Origin of the sequence: Chryseobacterium formosum (assembly GCF_026460885.1) — a bacterium.
Taxonomy (GTDB): Bacteria; Bacteroidota; Bacteroidia; order Flavobacteriales; family Weeksellaceae; genus Chryseobacterium; species Chryseobacterium formosus.
The window spans coordinates 58,164-75,099 of sequence record NZ_JAOVZW010000008.1; the positions used below are offsets into that span (position 1 = coordinate 58,164).

General features: G+C 33.9%; 14 protein-coding genes. 7 read left to right on the top strand and 7 right to left on the bottom strand.

What is annotated here, in order from left to right:
• Window positions 1–86: 86 nt before the first annotated feature.
• Complete coding sequence (locus tag OF897_RS06655; RefSeq protein WP_267264909.1) at window positions 87–572, bottom strand: hypothetical protein; 486 nt, start codon at window positions 570–572, stop codon at window positions 87–89.
• Between the two features lie 369 nt (window positions 573–941).
• Here OF897_RS06655 and OF897_RS06660 point away from each other — a divergent pair, with 369 nt between their 5' ends.
• Window positions 942–1,646 carry a DUF6261 family protein gene (locus OF897_RS06660; RefSeq protein ID WP_267264910.1) on the top strand — a complete coding sequence of 235 codons (705 nt, stop codon included), beginning with the start codon at window positions 942–944 and terminating at the stop codon, window positions 1,644–1,646.
• 268 nt (window positions 1,647–1,914) lie between these two features.
• Here the strand turns inward: OF897_RS06660 and OF897_RS06665 are convergent, their stop codons facing one another.
• The 3 genes from OF897_RS06665 to OF897_RS06675 all read right to left on the bottom strand — a co-directional run bounded on the left by OF897_RS06665 (window position 1,915) and on the right by OF897_RS06675 (window position 5,687).
• Window positions 1,915–4,686, bottom strand: coding sequence for a TonB-dependent receptor (locus tag OF897_RS06665; protein ID WP_267264911.1), 2,772 nt, complete (start codon window positions 4,684–4,686; stop codon window positions 1,915–1,917).
• 83 nt (window positions 4,687–4,769) lie between these two features.
• Window positions 4,770–5,189 (bottom strand): SH3 domain-containing protein, encoded by a 420-nt coding sequence (locus OF897_RS06670; RefSeq protein WP_267264912.1) that lies wholly within the window; start codon window positions 5,187–5,189, stop codon window positions 4,770–4,772.
• Between the two features lie 6 nt (window positions 5,190–5,195).
• The gene (locus tag OF897_RS06675; protein WP_267264913.1) at window positions 5,196–5,687 is read right to left on the bottom strand and encodes a BON domain-containing protein; all 492 of its coding nucleotides are present in this window, start codon (window positions 5,685–5,687) and stop codon (window positions 5,196–5,198) included.
• 210 nt (window positions 5,688–5,897) lie between these two features.
• Here OF897_RS06675 and OF897_RS06680 point away from each other — a divergent pair, with 210 nt between their 5' ends.
• The 4 genes from OF897_RS06680 to OF897_RS06695 all read left to right on the top strand — a co-directional run bounded on the left by OF897_RS06680 (window position 5,898) and on the right by OF897_RS06695 (window position 8,477).
• Window positions 5,898–7,148 (top strand): dicarboxylate/amino acid:cation symporter, encoded by a 1,251-nt coding sequence (locus OF897_RS06680; RefSeq protein ID WP_267264914.1) that lies wholly within the window; start codon window positions 5,898–5,900, stop codon window positions 7,146–7,148.
• An 81-nt stretch (window positions 7,149–7,229) separates the two neighbouring features.
• On the top strand, window positions 7,230–7,964 hold the full coding sequence (locus OF897_RS06685; protein WP_267264915.1) for a phytanoyl-CoA dioxygenase family protein: 735 nt from the start codon (window positions 7,230–7,232) through the stop codon (window positions 7,962–7,964).
• Window positions 7,965–8,013: 49 nt separating this feature from the next.
• Window positions 8,014–8,274, top strand: coding sequence for a hypothetical protein (locus tag OF897_RS06690; RefSeq protein WP_267264916.1), 261 nt, complete (start codon window positions 8,014–8,016; stop codon window positions 8,272–8,274).
• Window positions 8,274–8,477, top strand: a complete 204-nt coding sequence (locus OF897_RS06695) for a hypothetical protein (RefSeq protein WP_267264917.1) — start codon at window positions 8,274–8,276, stop codon at window positions 8,475–8,477. Before OF897_RS06690 ends, OF897_RS06695 begins: the two co-directional genes overlap by 1 nt.
• Before the next feature lie 210 nt (window positions 8,478–8,687).
• On the opposite strand, the gene OF897_RS06700 is transcribed toward OF897_RS06695, so the two are convergent.
• A complete protein-coding gene (locus OF897_RS06700) occupies window positions 8,688–11,501 on the bottom strand; it encodes a GH92 family glycosyl hydrolase (protein WP_267264918.1) in 2,814 nt (937 codons plus the stop codon).
• 126 nt (window positions 11,502–11,627) lie between these two features.
• On the opposite strand from OF897_RS06700, the gene OF897_RS06705 reads away from it, so the two are divergent.
• Together OF897_RS06705 and OF897_RS06710 are read left to right on the top strand one after the other, a co-directional pair.
• Window positions 11,628–12,731 (top strand): Mrp/NBP35 family ATP-binding protein, encoded by a 1,104-nt coding sequence (locus OF897_RS06705; RefSeq protein WP_267264919.1) that lies wholly within the window; start codon window positions 11,628–11,630, stop codon window positions 12,729–12,731.
• 41 nt (window positions 12,732–12,772) lie between these two features.
• Window positions 12,773–13,021: a NifU family protein gene (locus OF897_RS06710; RefSeq protein ID WP_267264920.1), complete on the top strand. Its 249-nt coding sequence runs from the start codon at window positions 12,773–12,775 to the stop codon at window positions 13,019–13,021.
• A gap of 72 nt (window positions 13,022–13,093) precedes the next feature.
• Here OF897_RS06710 and OF897_RS06715 read toward each other — a convergent pair whose 3' ends face one another.
• Both OF897_RS06715 and OF897_RS06720 read right to left on the bottom strand, forming a co-directional pair.
• Entirely contained in the window at window positions 13,094–13,498 is a 405-nt protein-coding gene (locus tag OF897_RS06715; protein WP_267264921.1) for a DUF3805 domain-containing protein, read from the bottom strand.
• A gap of 154 nt (window positions 13,499–13,652) precedes the next feature.
• A complete protein-coding gene (locus OF897_RS06720; RefSeq protein WP_267264922.1) occupies window positions 13,653–16,733 on the bottom strand; it encodes a choice-of-anchor I family protein in 3,081 nt (1,026 codons plus the stop codon).
• Between the last annotated feature and the right edge of the window lie 203 nt (window positions 16,734–16,936).

Sequence of the window (16,936 nt, forward strand, 5' to 3'; positions counted from 1 at the left end):
TGTTAGGAAATGAAAAAGACCGGAATTTCTTCTGATCTTTTGTTGTGTAAAGCGTCAAATCGTGTTTGGTTATACAATTGAAAATATTATTTTGCTTTCCATTTTGTACCATCAGTAAATACAACTTCATAAGCTCTTGCAGTTAAAACTTTATCTCCATTTCTACTTAATACATTCCATTCGGAAGTTCGCTTTTTTCCTACCTTTAAAATATCGTCGGTAAATCCTCCGCCATTTCCATCTGTAATACCCATGTCTGCCGGTTCTCCGAAAGAATCTTCGCCATACCACTCAAATTTAATGGCTTTTATGTCTTTGTTTGAAATGTTTTTATAAGTAAGCTCAACATCTTTATAAGTTGAATATTCTTTTTCTATAAAACGTGATTTTATTATAGTTACAGGAGTGTCAGAGTCTTCTTTATTCTCTATAGCAGATTCTTTTTTAACTGATTTTGTAATGCTGTCAACCATTTGTTGGGCTTTCATTTCTATTTCAGGAGAATATTTATTTTCTTCTTTTTTACAACTAATTAATGAAATTGCAGATAAAATGACAAAAAATTTATTCATAAATACTTGTTTAAAATTATTATTCTTTTGGATATAAAAATAATATTTGAAATGTTATAAAAATTACGGTTTTCCTCATTCAAGCAATAAATTGAAAAAGCATTTAAACCAAGACACTTCTATTTTCATTCAAACTCATTATACATAAACTCCAAACATGTATGTTTGCTCTTACACTCATCTTACATTAGGTCCAAACAAGGTTGTTTGTATTCACAATCAATTGACATTGAATTGAAACACGGTTGTTTGTCCTTACAATCAAGATACATTGAGTTCAAACAATGGTGTTTGTATCTAAATGCAATTTATTTTATATTTGATTGAATTAATTTTTCAATTATTAATAAAAAAAAACACATTTGGCGAATGAAAATTTCATTACAAAGAGTAAGCACAAAAGATTTGGCGACGCTTACAGAAAGAACGATCACTGTCTCAGTTTCGGGAAAATATTCGGTTTTGGCAGATCATCCTTTGATAAACGAACTCACTACGCATTATGCAGATTATGATGCGGTTTATGCTAAGAAAACTTTTAGCGGAAAAGGAAGAGATGTTGCAGCGGCAGACCATGACAGAGATATTGCTTTTAGTTGTATCAAAGCTTTTTTGAATGGATATCGACAAGTCGTTTCGGTGCCGAATTATGAGGATGCGGAAGATTTGTATCAGATTTTTGTGCAATTTGGTTTAGACCTCGACCGTATGAGCTATTCTTCGCAAACAGCTCAGATGAACAAACTGATTGAAGAGCTGGAACTTCCAGTGAATACTCAGAAAATTGCCAATCTGTCTTTATCTATTGCTTTTGCTAAGATGAAAGCCAAGCATGAGTATTTTGAAGATATTTTCGAAGAACAGACAGAGGCGAATGCAAGTCTTCGGCAAATGCAAAGTGCATCATCGGTGCGCCGAAGTTTAGAAAAAACGTTGAAATCTTACTTTAATATGCTCACCGCTATGAAAGATATTTCCGATTGGAAAGATGCTTATGCTGAGATTAATGAATTGGTAAAAGCAGCAAAAAATTCTACAGTTGCGAGAAAGAAAAATAATGAAGAAGCTGAATAAATGACAATATTAAAAGTCTGTTTAAATTTTATCTAAAAGTTCTTTTTTGTCATTCTGAATGGAATTTTGCGAAGCAGTATGAAATGAAGAATCTTTTAAAATTCAGGTATTTGGGATTTTTCGACTCCACTTCGTTTCGCTCAAAATGACACAATCCTGTAAAATTGAAATTGAGAATTTAAACGGGCTCTAATTCATCAAAAATAATTTAAAAATAAAAAATAGCCAGAGAATTTTCTCCGGCTATTTTAGTAGCAATGATTGTGTTTTATTTTACTTCTGCTTTCTTTCCTGCAAACTTGTTGAGTTTCATGGTTAAAGAAAACATCACATAACGTTTTAGAATTAAATCTTCTCGGTCTTCAAAATAAGTGTTTGTAATGGTACGTCTTACACTTTGGTTTTGATTTAAGACATCATATACTTTTACTTTTGCAGTAAGCTGTTTATTAAAGAATGAATATCCTAAACTGGTATTCCAGAAGTAGAAATCTCTTTTGAAACCGGGTGCAATGTTTGATGTTGTGTTGTATTCAAAATCATTTCCGAAAATAAGTTTACTTTTAAAAACATAGTTGGTAAGTTCCATCTTTAAAATCTGATTGCTGGTTTTCACATTTCCAACGCTATAATTTTTGTATTCTGAGAAATTGTAACCCAAAGAATAGGATGGTTTAATGGTAATTTTATCTTTGATTTCATACGTCAAGTTGAAGCCAGGATTAATGCTGTATGTTTCGCTGGTAAACTGATCTGCATTGATGAAACCTCTGTTGTAACCATAATTCATATTGAATTTTGGACTTAAAGTCAGTTTATTCTGTTTCCACTTGAAAGTTTTAGAAAAACCACCACCCAAGTTTACATATTTGTTTCCGCTTACGTTGGCATACGTTACAAACTGCTTCCCGGAATCGTCATAGTAAGAATAGTTAGTCACATCATTATTATAGTAATTGAAACTTAAGTTCATATAATAATTCATGTTTTTCAACATATTATAATTGCTGTAATAAATATATGTGGAGTTTTGCCATCTGTTTTTCAATTCCGGATTTCCACGATAGCTCACCAAAGGATTGATGTTGTCTGTAAATGGGCTCAGCTGTTCTGCAGTTGGAATTGAAAAATCGCCGTTGTTATAAATACTCAGTCTTTTGTTGTCTGAAAACTGATATTGAAAATTCATATTAAAACTTGGCAATGCAAAACTGTTTTGCAAATTGTATCGTTGACTGTTGAAAAACGAATTCACATTCATATCTGTAATATCCAAACTTGCCGCTGCCCAAAAATTGATTTTCTTCTTATTAAGTTCATAAGTTATTTCAGGGCTAAGTTGGTTGATTTTCTGGCTCATCCTGTTTGATAAAGCATCATTGTAATCGGAATATTGTCCGTTACTCAGATCAAAATCATTTACATCTCGTAAGTTTCTGATTAATTTATTTTCGTACGTTAAGTTAACGGTTACATTCGATGAATCAGATAAAGGTTCAGAATATGCAGTCGTAAATCTATATCTGTTGGTTTGATTTTTTGTTCTGGAAATTTGGTTTCTTACATCGTTCGGATCTGTGGTTTGGTAGAAAATCGTTGAAGAAGTATTTGTATTTTCTCTTTTTGATTCTGAAATAGTGGTGTTCATATTTGCTGAAACAACACGACCTTTTTTCTTGAATTTTCTTGAAAAATAAAGATTTGGTGAGAAGTTATTACTCTCAGATTTATTGCTTGTGTAAGAATCGCTTTCGTTAAGAAGTACATTATCTCTTAAAGTAGATGATTTTGAATTATTAAAACTAAAACCTTCCGTTCTTGAAAAATTGGGTGAGAAATAAATATTGGTAAGTGTATCAATTTTAATTCTTACTGCGGTGTCAAAATTGTATTGTTGAGTCTCGTTTTCACCATTGTTTTCCGAGTTTGTTTTTAAAGTAAAATCAGGAAGTAAAGTCGTTCTGGAAACTTTAGATCTTGTCTCTAAATTATTATTGACGTGCATTAAACTTAAAGTCTCCAAATCTGCATTTTTGTCAAATTTGTCACTATAATTAAAACCAATCGTTGTACTTCTCTGAATTCCTTTTGTATTATTTCCGCCTTGTGTGTAATAGGTGTTTCCGCCGTCTGTAATCACAGATCCGCCCTGCATAATCCACGAATTTCTACCGTGTCCCATACTGTCGAAAACCTCATCATTAGAAAATCCTTGCGAATTGATGTTGTTTGACGAAGCCAAAAGACTGATTTTGGTATCTTTTTTAAAATAACTCAAAAGTAAACTGCCTTCATAACGCTCGTCTGAACCATATCCTGCAGTCAGTCGGGATAAAAGTCCTTTGTTTTTCTTTTCATCAATATTAAAATTGATGGTTGTATTATTCGATTTCGCAGCTTTACCACTCAATTCCTCTTCCTTAGTTTTGGTAGTAGTAAACTGGATGTTTTTGATAATATCAGCCGGAAGATTCTGCAATGCGATTTTCCCGTCTTTATCGAAGAAAGGTTTTCCGTTAATCATAATTTGGTCAACTTCTTTTCCATTAACCGTTATTTTTCCGTCATTGCTAATTTCAACTCCCGGAATTTGCTTTAAAAGTTCTTCAATCTTACTGTCTGGTCGCACTTTTATTGCTGAAGCATTAAATTCAATGGTGTCTTTTTTAATTTTAACCGGTGAAGCCGTAATCTTTACTTCTTCAATATTTTGAACGGAGTTTTTCTCCAGCTCAATTTCTCCTAAAGAAACCGATTCTTTAATAACATCAAAGCTTTTGGAATAGGTGATATATTTTTCAGCATCAATTTTCAAAATAGTTGATTCTGATAATTCATCTGTTTTTAGAGAAAATTTTCCTTCACGATTAGTCGGTGTGTAATTGACAATAGAGGAATCTTTTTGTTTAAGTAAATAAACGGTGACGTTTTCAATTGGTTTTTTTTCAAAATTTAAAACTTTTCCGTCTATGCTTAATTTTTGTGCATTTAATAATAAATTGCTGATTACAAAGATCAGTAACCAAAACTTTTTCCCCATTTATTGATTTTATGGCGCAAAAGTAATAAAAAAACATCCCTTGAAAGGGATGTTTATAGTTAAAGTGAGTTAAATTCTTAAAATTAAGCTTTCAAATATCTTGAATAAGCATAACCTTCCTGTCCATCGGCAGTTTTTACTTTCCACCAATCGTCTGAAGTTTGCTCAACTAAAGTTACAGAAGCACCTTTAGCAGCTTTTCCTACAACAGCAGCTTCAGTTGAAGGCTCTTGTCTGATATTTAAATTTGATTCTTCAGTGGCAACCGTAAGATTTGCACCTGCAGCAAGACCTGCAACCTGAACGTCGATGTTAATATCTGAAGCAGAATACGTAGAATCGATTGCTCCTAAAGCATTCCAAACTGCGTCTTTAGCAGCTGTATTTGCAGCATTTCCAGAAACATAAAGAATACCGTCTTGCTCCTGAACCTGAAGATTAGAAACTCCTGCAGACTGAGCAGCAGAAACTACACTTGAATATTTATCTTGTAATGTGCTCATGTCTGATTATTTTACTACTAATTTATTATTATATTTTCCAACTTTTAAAGCATCTACAGATTCTTTAATTTTTCTAGCTTGAGCTGAAGAAGCAGTTCCTGTAAGCGTTAATTCTCCATTAACAACTTCTACTTTTACAGTTGGAAAATCTTTTACAGCATCCTGTACTTTTTGCTGAACCATAGGATCTACAGCTGATGTAGTTTCTACTGGAGGTGGTGGAGGTGGAACTGTTTCTACAGTCGCCATATCATGCACGTCTTTTACTCCTTTAATTTCTTTTAAAGATTTAATTGCAGCATCTTTTTCAGCTTGAGAAGCAAATGTTCCTCCAAGATGAGCAACACCTTCTTTTACTTCAATAGTTGCAGTAGGAGTTGCAGCTACAATAGTTGTTGCCTGAGTCTGAAGATCAGCATCAGAAACTTTCTTTTTGCACGAAATTGCCCCAAATGAAACTGCTAAAGCCAAAGCAGACATTGTGATCGTTTTTCTCATAATTGATTTTATTTAATGTTTTTGTTAGACTCAAATGTAATAATAAATTCTATACCGTTTATCTAAAAAATAAATAAATATATCAAGGTTTTAATTTAATCGTTTCATTATCTGTATATTAATTTTTCTTTACTGAATTTTATGCAATTTTAACATAAGTTTAGGCTTCAACCGAAAAACCATTATATTTGTGGCTCTTGAACTCTATATATGAAAGGACAGAATAAATTATTTATCGCCATTATCGTTGCATTGGTAGTGGGTGTTGCAATCGGCGGATTTGTACACATTCAGTATCCTGAAAGTGCAAAGCCATTCTCTCAAAACATTAAACTTTTGGGAACGGTTTTCATCAGGTTGGTTCAGATGATTATTGCGCCATTGGTTTTTACAACTTTGGTGGTCGGGATTGCAAAAATGAGTGACATCAAAATGATTGGTAGAGTAGGGTCTAAAGCGATGCTTTGGTTTATTTCAGCTTCTTTGGTTTCTCTTTTTATCGGTTTGATTTTGGTGAATTGGCTTGAACCGGGACACGTTACAAAACTTCCCATTCAAGATGCAGCATCTGCCGATGAGCTTTTAAAATCGAGCAAAGGTTTTTCTATGGAAGACTTTGTAAAACATATTATTCCTAAAAGTATTTTTGAAGCTTTTGCAACCAATGAAGTTCTTCAGATTGTTGTTTTCTCCATCATGTTTGGAGTTGCTTTGGCGAATTTGGGTGATGAATATGCTCAACCTGTCATCAAATTATTTGATGTTATTGCTCATGCAATTTTGAAGATGGTAGGTTACATTATGTGGTTTGCACCGCTTGGAGTTTTGGGTGCAATCGCTGCAGTTGTTGCGACTAATGGTTTTGAAATTTTTAAAGTTTACGCAATTTATCTCCGAGATTTTTTCTTTGCAATTGCTGTTCTTTGGCTTGTATTACTGTTGGTTGGATATATGATTTTAGGAAACCGTTTATTCGATTTATTAAAAAGAATAAAATCTCCTTTGTTAATCGCATTTTCTACAACAAGTTCGGAAGCTGTTTTTCCTAAATTGGTTGAGGAATTAGAAAGATTCGGTTGTAATAATAGAGTAGTTTCGTTTATTTTACCTTTAGGATATTCGTTTAATTTGGATGGAAGTATGATGTACATGACGTTTGCATCTATTTTCATCGCTCAGATTTACGGAATTGAAATGTCTGTCGGACAACAAATTACCATGCTTTTGGTTTTAATGTTAACTTCAAAAGGAATTGCCGGAGTTCCGAGAGCTTCATTGGTTATCATTGTGGCAACCTGTTCAATGTTCGGAATTCCACCAGAAGGAATTGCCTTAATTTTACCAATCGACCACTTCTGCGATATGGCGAGAAGTATGACGAATGTTTTAGGAAATGCTTTGGCAACTTCTGCTGTTTCGAAATGGGAAGGGCAGTTGGATAATCATGGGGGAGATATGTAAAGATATAAGTAATGTGTAATTGGTAATGAGTAATTTGAATACTCTTCAACTTTAATTAAGAACACTAAACTTTAAATAAAAATGTTGAATTTACAACAACATAAAAATACAATTGCTGATAATGGATTTTCCGTTATCAGCAATGTTTTTTCTGAGGAAGAAATTGAAAAAATTGCTAAGGTTATTCAATCAATTGACACTTCAAAAGATACATTTAGAAAGTCGGAAGACCTTTTTGCAATCCGTCAGTTTTTAAAGGAAATTCCTGAAGTAAAAGATTTGATTTTTAATGAAAATTTAAAAACGATTATTGAAGAAATTTTTGGCGAAAACTATTTTGCAGTCAAAAGTATTTACTTTGATAAACCTGAAAAATCAAACTGGTATGTTGCGTATCATCAGGATTTGACAATTTCTGTTGACAAGAAAATTCAATTGGAAAATTTCGGACCTTGGACAACCAAACAGAATCAGTTTGCAGTACAACCCCCTTTAGATATTCTTGAAAATATTTTTACCATAAGAATTCATTTAGACGATACCGATGAAAATAATGGAGCCTTAAAAGTTGTTCCAAAATCCCATTCAAAAGGAATTTACAGACCAGAAACTATCAATTGGGATGTTGAAACAGAAAATATCTGCAACGTAGAAAAAGGCGGAATTATGATTATGAAACCTTTAATTTTACACGGTTCAAACCGTACTACAAATGGAAAGAAGAGGAGAGTGATTCACATTGAGTTTTCTGATAGAGAATTGCCTGAAGAATTGAATTGGTCGGAGAGGATATTTCAACACGAAGCTAATAGCTAAAAGTAAATGAAATATTTTTAGTAGATAGAAAGCTGAGAATAATAGTTATATGTATACAGAAATTGAACAAGAAACATTAGATATTGATTGGTTTTTTACTGATGGCAAAAATATAGGTTTTGTAGCATCTGGAGGAGGTAAATTGCCTGAAGTAATAGCTGGGTCATCAGAAAACAATCAGAAATTAATATCTTATTTCAGAAGTTTACGAGATATCTCCAGTATAGTTATTAATCCTAATTTGGATTCTCTGATACATGAAGTTTTTGGAAATGGTGTGGATGAAAGATATTTACAAGATTTTTTTTAATGACAAAAAAAGGATTGTATTCATTTGATAAAACTTGTGTAAACAACTACTTTGATAGTAATTATCATTTGGTAGCATCTCCGTCAATGCCATTGACTCTTAAGGATTTACCTAAAGATATTTTTGAAATTCTTATAAAAGCGACTTACGCTGAAGGTAATTTAAACATTACTTCAAACATTGATGTTAGCAAAATATTGTAAAAACGGCTTCGTGTTTATTAATTATATTCTTTCAGAAAACAAAATTAAAACGAAATAACATATTTACTAAAAAAATCTATTGCTCTAGATTTTAGCTAAAGCCAATTGGAGTTTCCCCTAATTAAAAAAGGGCTAAGCCCCTTTCTTATTAACAAAAACAAAAACCTCTTCCAAATCGAAAGAGGTTTCATTATTTTAAGTTTAAAATTCTTATTTCACGGAAATCTCATCCACAAAAATATAAGCTTCTCCACCCGCACCTTGATGCCATTCCGGAAGCTTTCCGAAGTGATACGCTTTTACCTTAAGGTAACGAGCTTCGGTTGGAAGAACATCAGTGGTAAAATCTTTTACCTGAACGGTTTCATCTTTAGCGTCAATGTTATTTTCCAGAGTTTTCAGAAGAATAAATGTTTTTCCGTCCATTGAAGCGTAGTATTCTACTTTTTTAGGCATTAAAATCCATGCTCGGCTGTCTTGTAGATAGGTTGACGAAATTTCATTGATTTGCTGAGGTGATTTAAAATCAATAATCGCCTCCACTGTTTGTCCCTGATAACCTTGCCATTCGCCTTTTCTCCAATTTACATCACCGTTGATTCCGTCGATAATTGCCAATTTTCCGCCTGCTGTATATTGCGGATTTACGTTTGAATTAATTGTTACATCCCAATGATTTGGTCGTCTGTTGAAATTTGAAGTGGTAATTCCGCTTTTCTCTCCATTTCTTTCAGCATAAGTCGAAACTATCGTTGTTTTATTAATGGTAAATGGTTCTTTGTAGACTTTAAAAGTTTTTCTCACATTTTTATCGTCATCATCCAAAGTCATGTAATACACTTTGTCTTTTTCGTTTAAAGGCGTAATTTTTACCTGAGTTGTGAATTCAAAAAGACGGTCTGCAGCAATTACAGGAGATGCGGTTTGTTCGGTGTATTTTAAATCTTTAACAACTTTTACATTTTCAAAACCTAAATGTTTAAGTTCACTTTTCGGAGTGTTTTTTGTAATAATTCTTGTCGTTCCGTCTTCTAAGTGTAGTTTAATTTCATCAAAATAAGGCGTTACAGTTTCCCATTCAGGTTTTCCCGGAGTTACCGAATAAATTCCCATTGAACTTAAAATAAACCAAGCGCTCATTTGTCCGCAATCTTCATTTCCAATCAAACCATCCGGCGAATTTTTGTAGAAATTATCAAGAATATATTTAATTTTTTCTTCTGTTTTCTGTGGTTTATCAACGAAGTTGTAAAGGTAAGCGATGTGATGGCTCGGTTCATTTCCCTGAGCATATTGTCCCATCAAACCTGTGATATCTACCTGTTCTCTTCCTGTCGTTTTATCAGAAGCTGCAAAAATATCGTCTATAAACTTTTCAAATTTTTCTTTTCCGCCATGCGCCTGAATCAATCCCGGAATATCCTGCTGAACAGAGTAGGAGTAATGCCAAGAATTTCCTTCCGTATAATTGTTGTTGACTTCATTTGGATCAAACGGCTCATACCAATTTCCATTCTTTCTTGCCTGCATAAAACCATTGTTTGGATTGTAAAGGTTTTTCCAGTTCTGAGAACGTTTCATGAAGTATTCGTAATCTTCTTTTTTGTTTAAAATTTTCGCCATCTGAGCAATACACCAATCGTCATAAGCATATTCCAAAGTTTTTGAAACACTTTCATGCTCATCGTCAATGCTGATGTAGTTGTTCTGTTTGTAAGCATTTAAGCCAAAAATATCCTGCATCGCCGAATTTTTTGAAGCTTCGAAAGCTTTTTCATAATCAAAACCCGTAATTCCTTTTGCCATGGCATCAGCAATGACTGAAACTCCGTGATAACCGATCATACATTCCGTTTCATTGGAAGCAAGCTCCCAAACTGGAATTCTTCCGCCCTGTTCACGCTGTTTAATGAAAGTATTCACGAAATCTGCTGTTCTTTTTCTGTCAATCAAAGTCATCAAAGGATGTGCGCCTCTGAAAGTATCCCAAAGCGAGAAAACAGAGTAGTATCCGAAATCATTCGCCATGTAAAATTTGTTGTCTCTTCCACGGTATTTTCCGTCAACATCCATATTGATATTGGGTTGCGTGAAAACGTGATGCATAGCGGTGTAGAAAACCGTAAGTTTGTTTTTGTCGTCAGATTTAACTTCAATTTTTGACAATTCTTTATTCCAATCTGCAATCGCCTGTGTTTGAATTTCGTTAAAATCATTTGATTTTCCTTCAGCTAACATATTTTTTCCTGCGCCTTCGTAACCAGTCGGAGAAATTGCAACTTTTACAAGGATTTTTTCTCCTTTTTTAACCTTAGTGGAAAATGCAATTTGAATTTTTGTTCCATTATAATTTGTACTAGCAACACCATGTTGTAATGGACTCTCAACCAATGATTTTGTTTCAATCATCGGTTTTGAAAACTCAATTCTCGCATAAATATACTGATTGGTTGCCCAAGCTTCACTTCTTCTGAAAACTTCGATGGTTTTGTTATCAATAATTTTCACTTCACCTTCCAGAAGTTTATCTCTGTGATTTAAGTCTAAAATAATATTGGCGTTTCCTGCTTTATTGAATTTGTATTCGTGATAACCGACTCTTTTTGTTGTCGTTAAACGAACATCGATGTCATGTTTATCTAATTTAACAGAATAAAAACCAGCCGTTGCTTTTTCGTTTTTATGAGAAAATTTTGATGAATATTCTTTTGGCGTTAATCCCGGTTTTCCCATTGTGGGCATCAACATAATGTCACCGTAATCTGAAACTCCCGTTCCGTTCAAATGGGTATGAGAAAATCCGTAGATGACAGAATCTGAATAATGATAACCGCTGCAGCCGTCCCAGCTTCCGTCAATTCTCGTGTCCGGAGAAAGTTGAACCATCCCGAAAGGTACTATCGCACCCGGAAATGTGTGACCGTGACCGCCTGTTCCGATAAATGGATTCACATATTGCGAATAATTTTGTGAAAATAAATTATGGCTAATCAATCCTAAAAGGATGAAGATTATTTTTTTCATGGTGTAAAATTAAAATCGCCCTAAAATACTACAATAATTCGTTCTACAAAAGAATTTATCTATCGCCATGTTTATTGATTCTAAATAGCTAAAAATTCCGTAAATTTGTGGTCAATTTATATTTTTATGTTGACTAAAGAAAAGATTCAGGATTTCCTTAAAGAAATAGAAGTAGACGACTTGGTTTCTAACTTCCAATTGATGGGGAATGATGTTTATATAGATATGACTGCGCATTCACCGGCAATGCACGAAAAGAAAAAGCTTGAAGCTGCAATGAAACAGGCTTTTGCAAGCGAATTTGGAGAAGAAATCAATTTAAAACTGAAAATTGTTTCTCCGGAACCAAGTGAAGTTCAGCTAAGTCAGATCAAAGGAAAACAGATCCCGGGAATTCAAAATATTATTGCCATTGCATCCGGAAAAGGAGGTGTTGGTAAGTCTACCGTTGCTGCGAATCTTGCGGTAACTTTAGCAAAAATGGGTTTTAAAGTTGGGATTTTAGATGCCGATATTTATGGGCCATCAGTTCCTACGATGTTTGATACTGAAGGTCAAAAGCCAATTTCTGTTGATGTAAACGGAAAAAGCTTAATGAAACCTATCGAAAATTACGGTGTGAAAATGCTTTCCATCGGATATTTTTCAGGAGCCAATCAGGCAGTAGTTTGGAGAGGACCAATGGCTTCAAAAGCATTGAACCAAATGATCAGAGACGCAGCTTGGGGAGAATTAGATTTCTTGTTAATCGACCTTCCTCCGGGAACTGGTGATATTCATCTATCGATTATTCAGGAAGTTCCGGTAACAGGAGCGGTAATTGTAAGTACACCTCAACACGTTGCTTTAGCGGACGTTAGAAAAGGAATTGCGATGTTCAACATGGAAAGTATTAACATTCCGGTTCTTGGATTGATAGAAAATATGGCTTATTTTACGCCGGAAGAATTACCTGACAATAAATATTATATCTTTGGAAACCAGGGAGCGCAATATTTAGCAGATGATTTAAATATTCCTGTTTTAGGGGAAATTCCTTTAATTCAGAGCATTAGAGAAGCAGGAGATGTAGGAAGACCTGCAGCTTTGCAAGAGAATTCTAAAATTGCTGAAATTTATACTGAAACTGCCAAAAAAATGGTAGAAAGTTTATTGGAAAGAAACAAGTTTCTTCCACCGACTGAAGCAGTAAAAATCTCAACAATGGCAGGTTGCTCACCAAAAAAATAATTAAATAATTTCAAATACTTTTTTGAAAACCAAACCCAAATATGGAGACAAATACAGCACACGAACAAACAGTAACTAAGGTAATGGAAGCTCTGGAAAGCATTCGTCCGTTTTTGAATAAAGATGGCGGTGACATTGAACTTTTGGATGTAAAAGACAATACTGTTTTTGTAAAACTTTTAGGAAACTGTTCAGGTTGCTCTCTTAATTTTTCTACCCTAAAATTAGGAGTTGAAAACACAATCAAACAGCACGCTCCCGAAATTGAAAAGGTAGTAAATGTAGAATAAAAAATACGACGATATATTTTTTTAAGACAGGCTTTTGGGTCTGTCTTTTTTTGTTTGCAATAGATATTAATTCTATCTAATGTTATTTACAAATGTTATTTTTTTTATCGTTTTTAAAATACTTTCTACAATAAGTAATTCATTTTGTATGTCAATCGTATTAGGTAAATCTCCGAGAGTAAAAGAACATAAAAAGAGTGTATTTTCTACAATTAAATACCAATAATAAATTCCCTCATTATTATCATTGTACTGAATACCGTTAATATTATTCCACATAATTTCTGTAGCATTATTTTCAATTCTTAGTTCATTTAAGAAGTCTGGATTCTGAAATTGATGATTTGTTGGAGTTATTCTCAGATTTCCTGTCCATTTTTTTGTATTGAAAAAAGCATTAGTCTTTTCCTCGTCAGTTATGTATTCAGACCAAGTTTCAGGAAGATTTAAAGCGTAATTATATTCTGAAATAAACATGTTTAGATGATTAAATAAAAATAAATGTTTAAATATAAATCAAAAAATATCTAAATAATGAAATATTTTTTTTCAATAAACAATTAAGATTTTAGCACAAAAAAAGCCCCGAAAAATTCCGAGGCTTGAAAGTGTAAATTATTAAGTAAGAAAATTATTTTATGATGACTCTCTTCACTTCTCCTTCTGAAGTTTTGATTAAATAAACTCCGGTAGAAAGTTTTGAAGTATCTATTGTCAAAGCGTTTTTCTCTTTTCCAAGAAGTTTTCCGCTCATGTCGTACAATTCGTATCCTTGAGCTCTGTTGAAATAAAGAGTGTTTCCTTTGTTTACAGGATTCGGGAAGATATTGAACGTTGCTTTTTCGGTTTTTACTTCGCCTGTTGCTAGAGTTGGAGAAGTCATTACTTCATACATCGATAAAGTTCCACTGATTTCGTTGGCAACGATGATATAAGCTTTTCCGTTATTCATATTTGCAGCAGGAATGTATGTGATTCCTTCCGGACCGTTATCTCCACCAAATGCAGAAGTCGATCTTGAATGTTTGTAATCTACAAAAGTTGCATTATTTGGGTCTGTAACGTTATAAACCATCACACCTCCGGTTCTTTCCAAAGTGATGAATGCAAATGTCTGAGTTCCGATAGTTCCTAAAGTTACGCCTTCTGGTTCAGGACCTTTTGCACGGCTTCTGCTTTTTGCACCGTTGGCTTCGTTATCGGCATTGAAAATCAAAGGATGGTAAGCTGCGGTATGTCTTTCAAACTGATCTCCACTGTCGAAAACCAATTGTTTGGTATCTGCATTGAAAATTGAGAATGAACGAGCTCCCAAAGCGTGAATTTCTTCAAAATCTGCATCACCATCTGTATTTCCGTTTACGTTGGTTACTCTGAATCTTCCTAAATTATGAGAAGCTTTCAAAATAGATGCATTCGGGAAAATCGCTGAATCTAAAGTATATCCGTTGGCTCCAACTGTTGTTCTTTCGCTGAAACCACCTAAGTCTTTTTCGTCTCCTTCATTGGCTGTAACCAGATAATTGGTATTTCCAACTTTGAAAGATGCCATTGCATCGGGATTGTAATATGTTTTTACAGGCCAGTTCGCAATTAGAACTTCTCCATTGTTGTCTGAAGCATCGAAACCGTTTCCTGGAAGACTCATATCTTTTTTACCTAATCCCCAAATATTTCCTAAAGTATTTGTTGCTAAATTAACCTCAATAATGGCATTGTTTTCCTGACAAGAAACCCAAGCTTTCTGACTATCCGGACTGATTGTAATGTATTCAGGTTCAAGATCCTGTGCTAAAGTGCTCGTAGATTTTACTTTTCTTCCTCCAGTTAAAGCTAAAGTAGCTTCCTGTCCGTTAAATGGTGTTAAAGAAAGAGTGGTAACATTTGATTGCGTTAAATTTGCAATTCCTCCAGAAATATCAATAATACTGATCGAACCTTCTGGATCTACTGTGTAAGCATCATTTGGTTCTCCTTCGTTTGCTGTCATTATTTTGTTTCCGTCCGGAGTGAAAGTAATCATATCTGGTAAAACTCCTACAGTAACCTGTTTCAAGAATACTCCATTCGTATTAAAGAAAACCACAGAACCATTTCCCTGAGGGTTTGTTCCGTTTGGTGAAGCTACAGCTACAATTCCATTTTTCACCGCAATACTTGTAATTCCACCATAAGGAAGCATATTCACCGTTTGAATAACCGAAGGAGCTAATGGATTAGAAAAATTAATAATATCAAAAACATCCGTTAAAGAACTGATCGTAAATAATCTCTGAGTTGCAGGATCATGAACAACAATTTCTGTAGAACTTGTGCTGTTTCCTGAAGGATCAAAGCTTCCAATATAACTTAGCATATTTGGATTTGATGGAACAGGTGCAGCTTTATCATTATCAATAATATAAACTGTAGAAGAAGTATCTCCTGTAATCGTTGTTCCAACCGGATTTTCAAGACTTAAAACAAAATATTCAGCCTGTTGTTCTTCCAAAGTATCATCAATAATCGGAATATTTACCGTTACACTTGTCGTTGAAGGTGTAATGTTGATTGTTTGGTTTGTAAATGTGTAATCGCTTGTATTTGCTGTTCCGTAAGCAGTTTTTGCTACTAAATTTACCGTTGCATTCGAAGGATTTGTAACATTTATTTTAAAGGCTAAAGTTCCTGCGTTTTCGTTTACTTTAACTAAGGTTTTATCTAAAGAAATACTAGTTCCTGCGGTTGTGAAAGTGCTTGATGTTGTGGTTGTAACTGCATTATCACTTGTATCTTCCACCATATTTGGTTTTAATGCTAAATAATAAGCCTGGTTGGGAACTAAACCTCCTGTAGGAATTACCGTAATCACATTATTTGCAAATGTTGTCGTAAACGGAATAGCTGTTCCTGTTGCGTTATTTAATCTTAATTCTACAAGATTTTGTGCATTTGTAGCAGTAATCGCAGAGTTATCAATTAATCTTACATTTTCATTAAAAGTAATGATAGGATTTACTGTTGTTGAAGCGTTATTTACGTTGTTTGCAGGCAAATAAGTAACTGTTGGGGGAGTAGTATCAATTCCGCTCATAGCTGTAGCATCAACCGTGAAATTGTCGAATCTGTTGTTACCAACTGTTCCTCCCGCTCCTGCAGTAAATTCAACTTTCAGCTTAAAATTTGGGTTATTGTTTACGCTAAAGTTGTTTGAGAAATCAAGGGTTACCAAGGTCGGATCTCCGTCAACCGGTAAAACGGCACCTTCGGGATCGTTGTTTGCAGTATAAGTGAAAGGTAAAAAAGAAACTCCGTCAATCGAGTAAAACCATTTTTGCTTTCCTGCTCCGGAGCCTGATCTTCTGGTTGTAAATTTTACGACAATATTGTTGTAACCTGTTGTAGGTAAAGCAAATTGAATATTTCCAGGTATAGGATTGTTATAACGTAAATGGGTACCTGCAGCATCTCCGTTTCTCCCGTTTATTGTACCAAAACCGTTACCAGTAGCACTTGATAAGTTAATAAAAGTATTAGGATCAGCAGTACCGTTTTGAAAAGCTGTAATTGTTCCTGTTTGTAATGCTGCAGCCGATGAAGGCGTAGTAATTGATGCAACAGATGTGTTGGTGTTAAAGTTCCAGTAATGGATTAATGTGCTTTGTCCTGAAACTGCGCCATGAAATAAAGCGGCAATAGGCAAAAGACCTCTCAAAAGGTATTTGTTCTTCATTTTTATTAATTTTAGATTGTTGCAAAAATGAAGATTGTAAGTTGTGAGGCTTTTAATTTAATTTTAAGAAATGATTAATATTTTGTTTAAATAAAGGGGGTTCTTTAAATAATTGTTAATTGTTTTTAGGCTATATAGCTAAAAGATGTTGATTGACTAAGGAGATAGTTTTACAAATAATAAGATTATAAAACCTTTTTTAT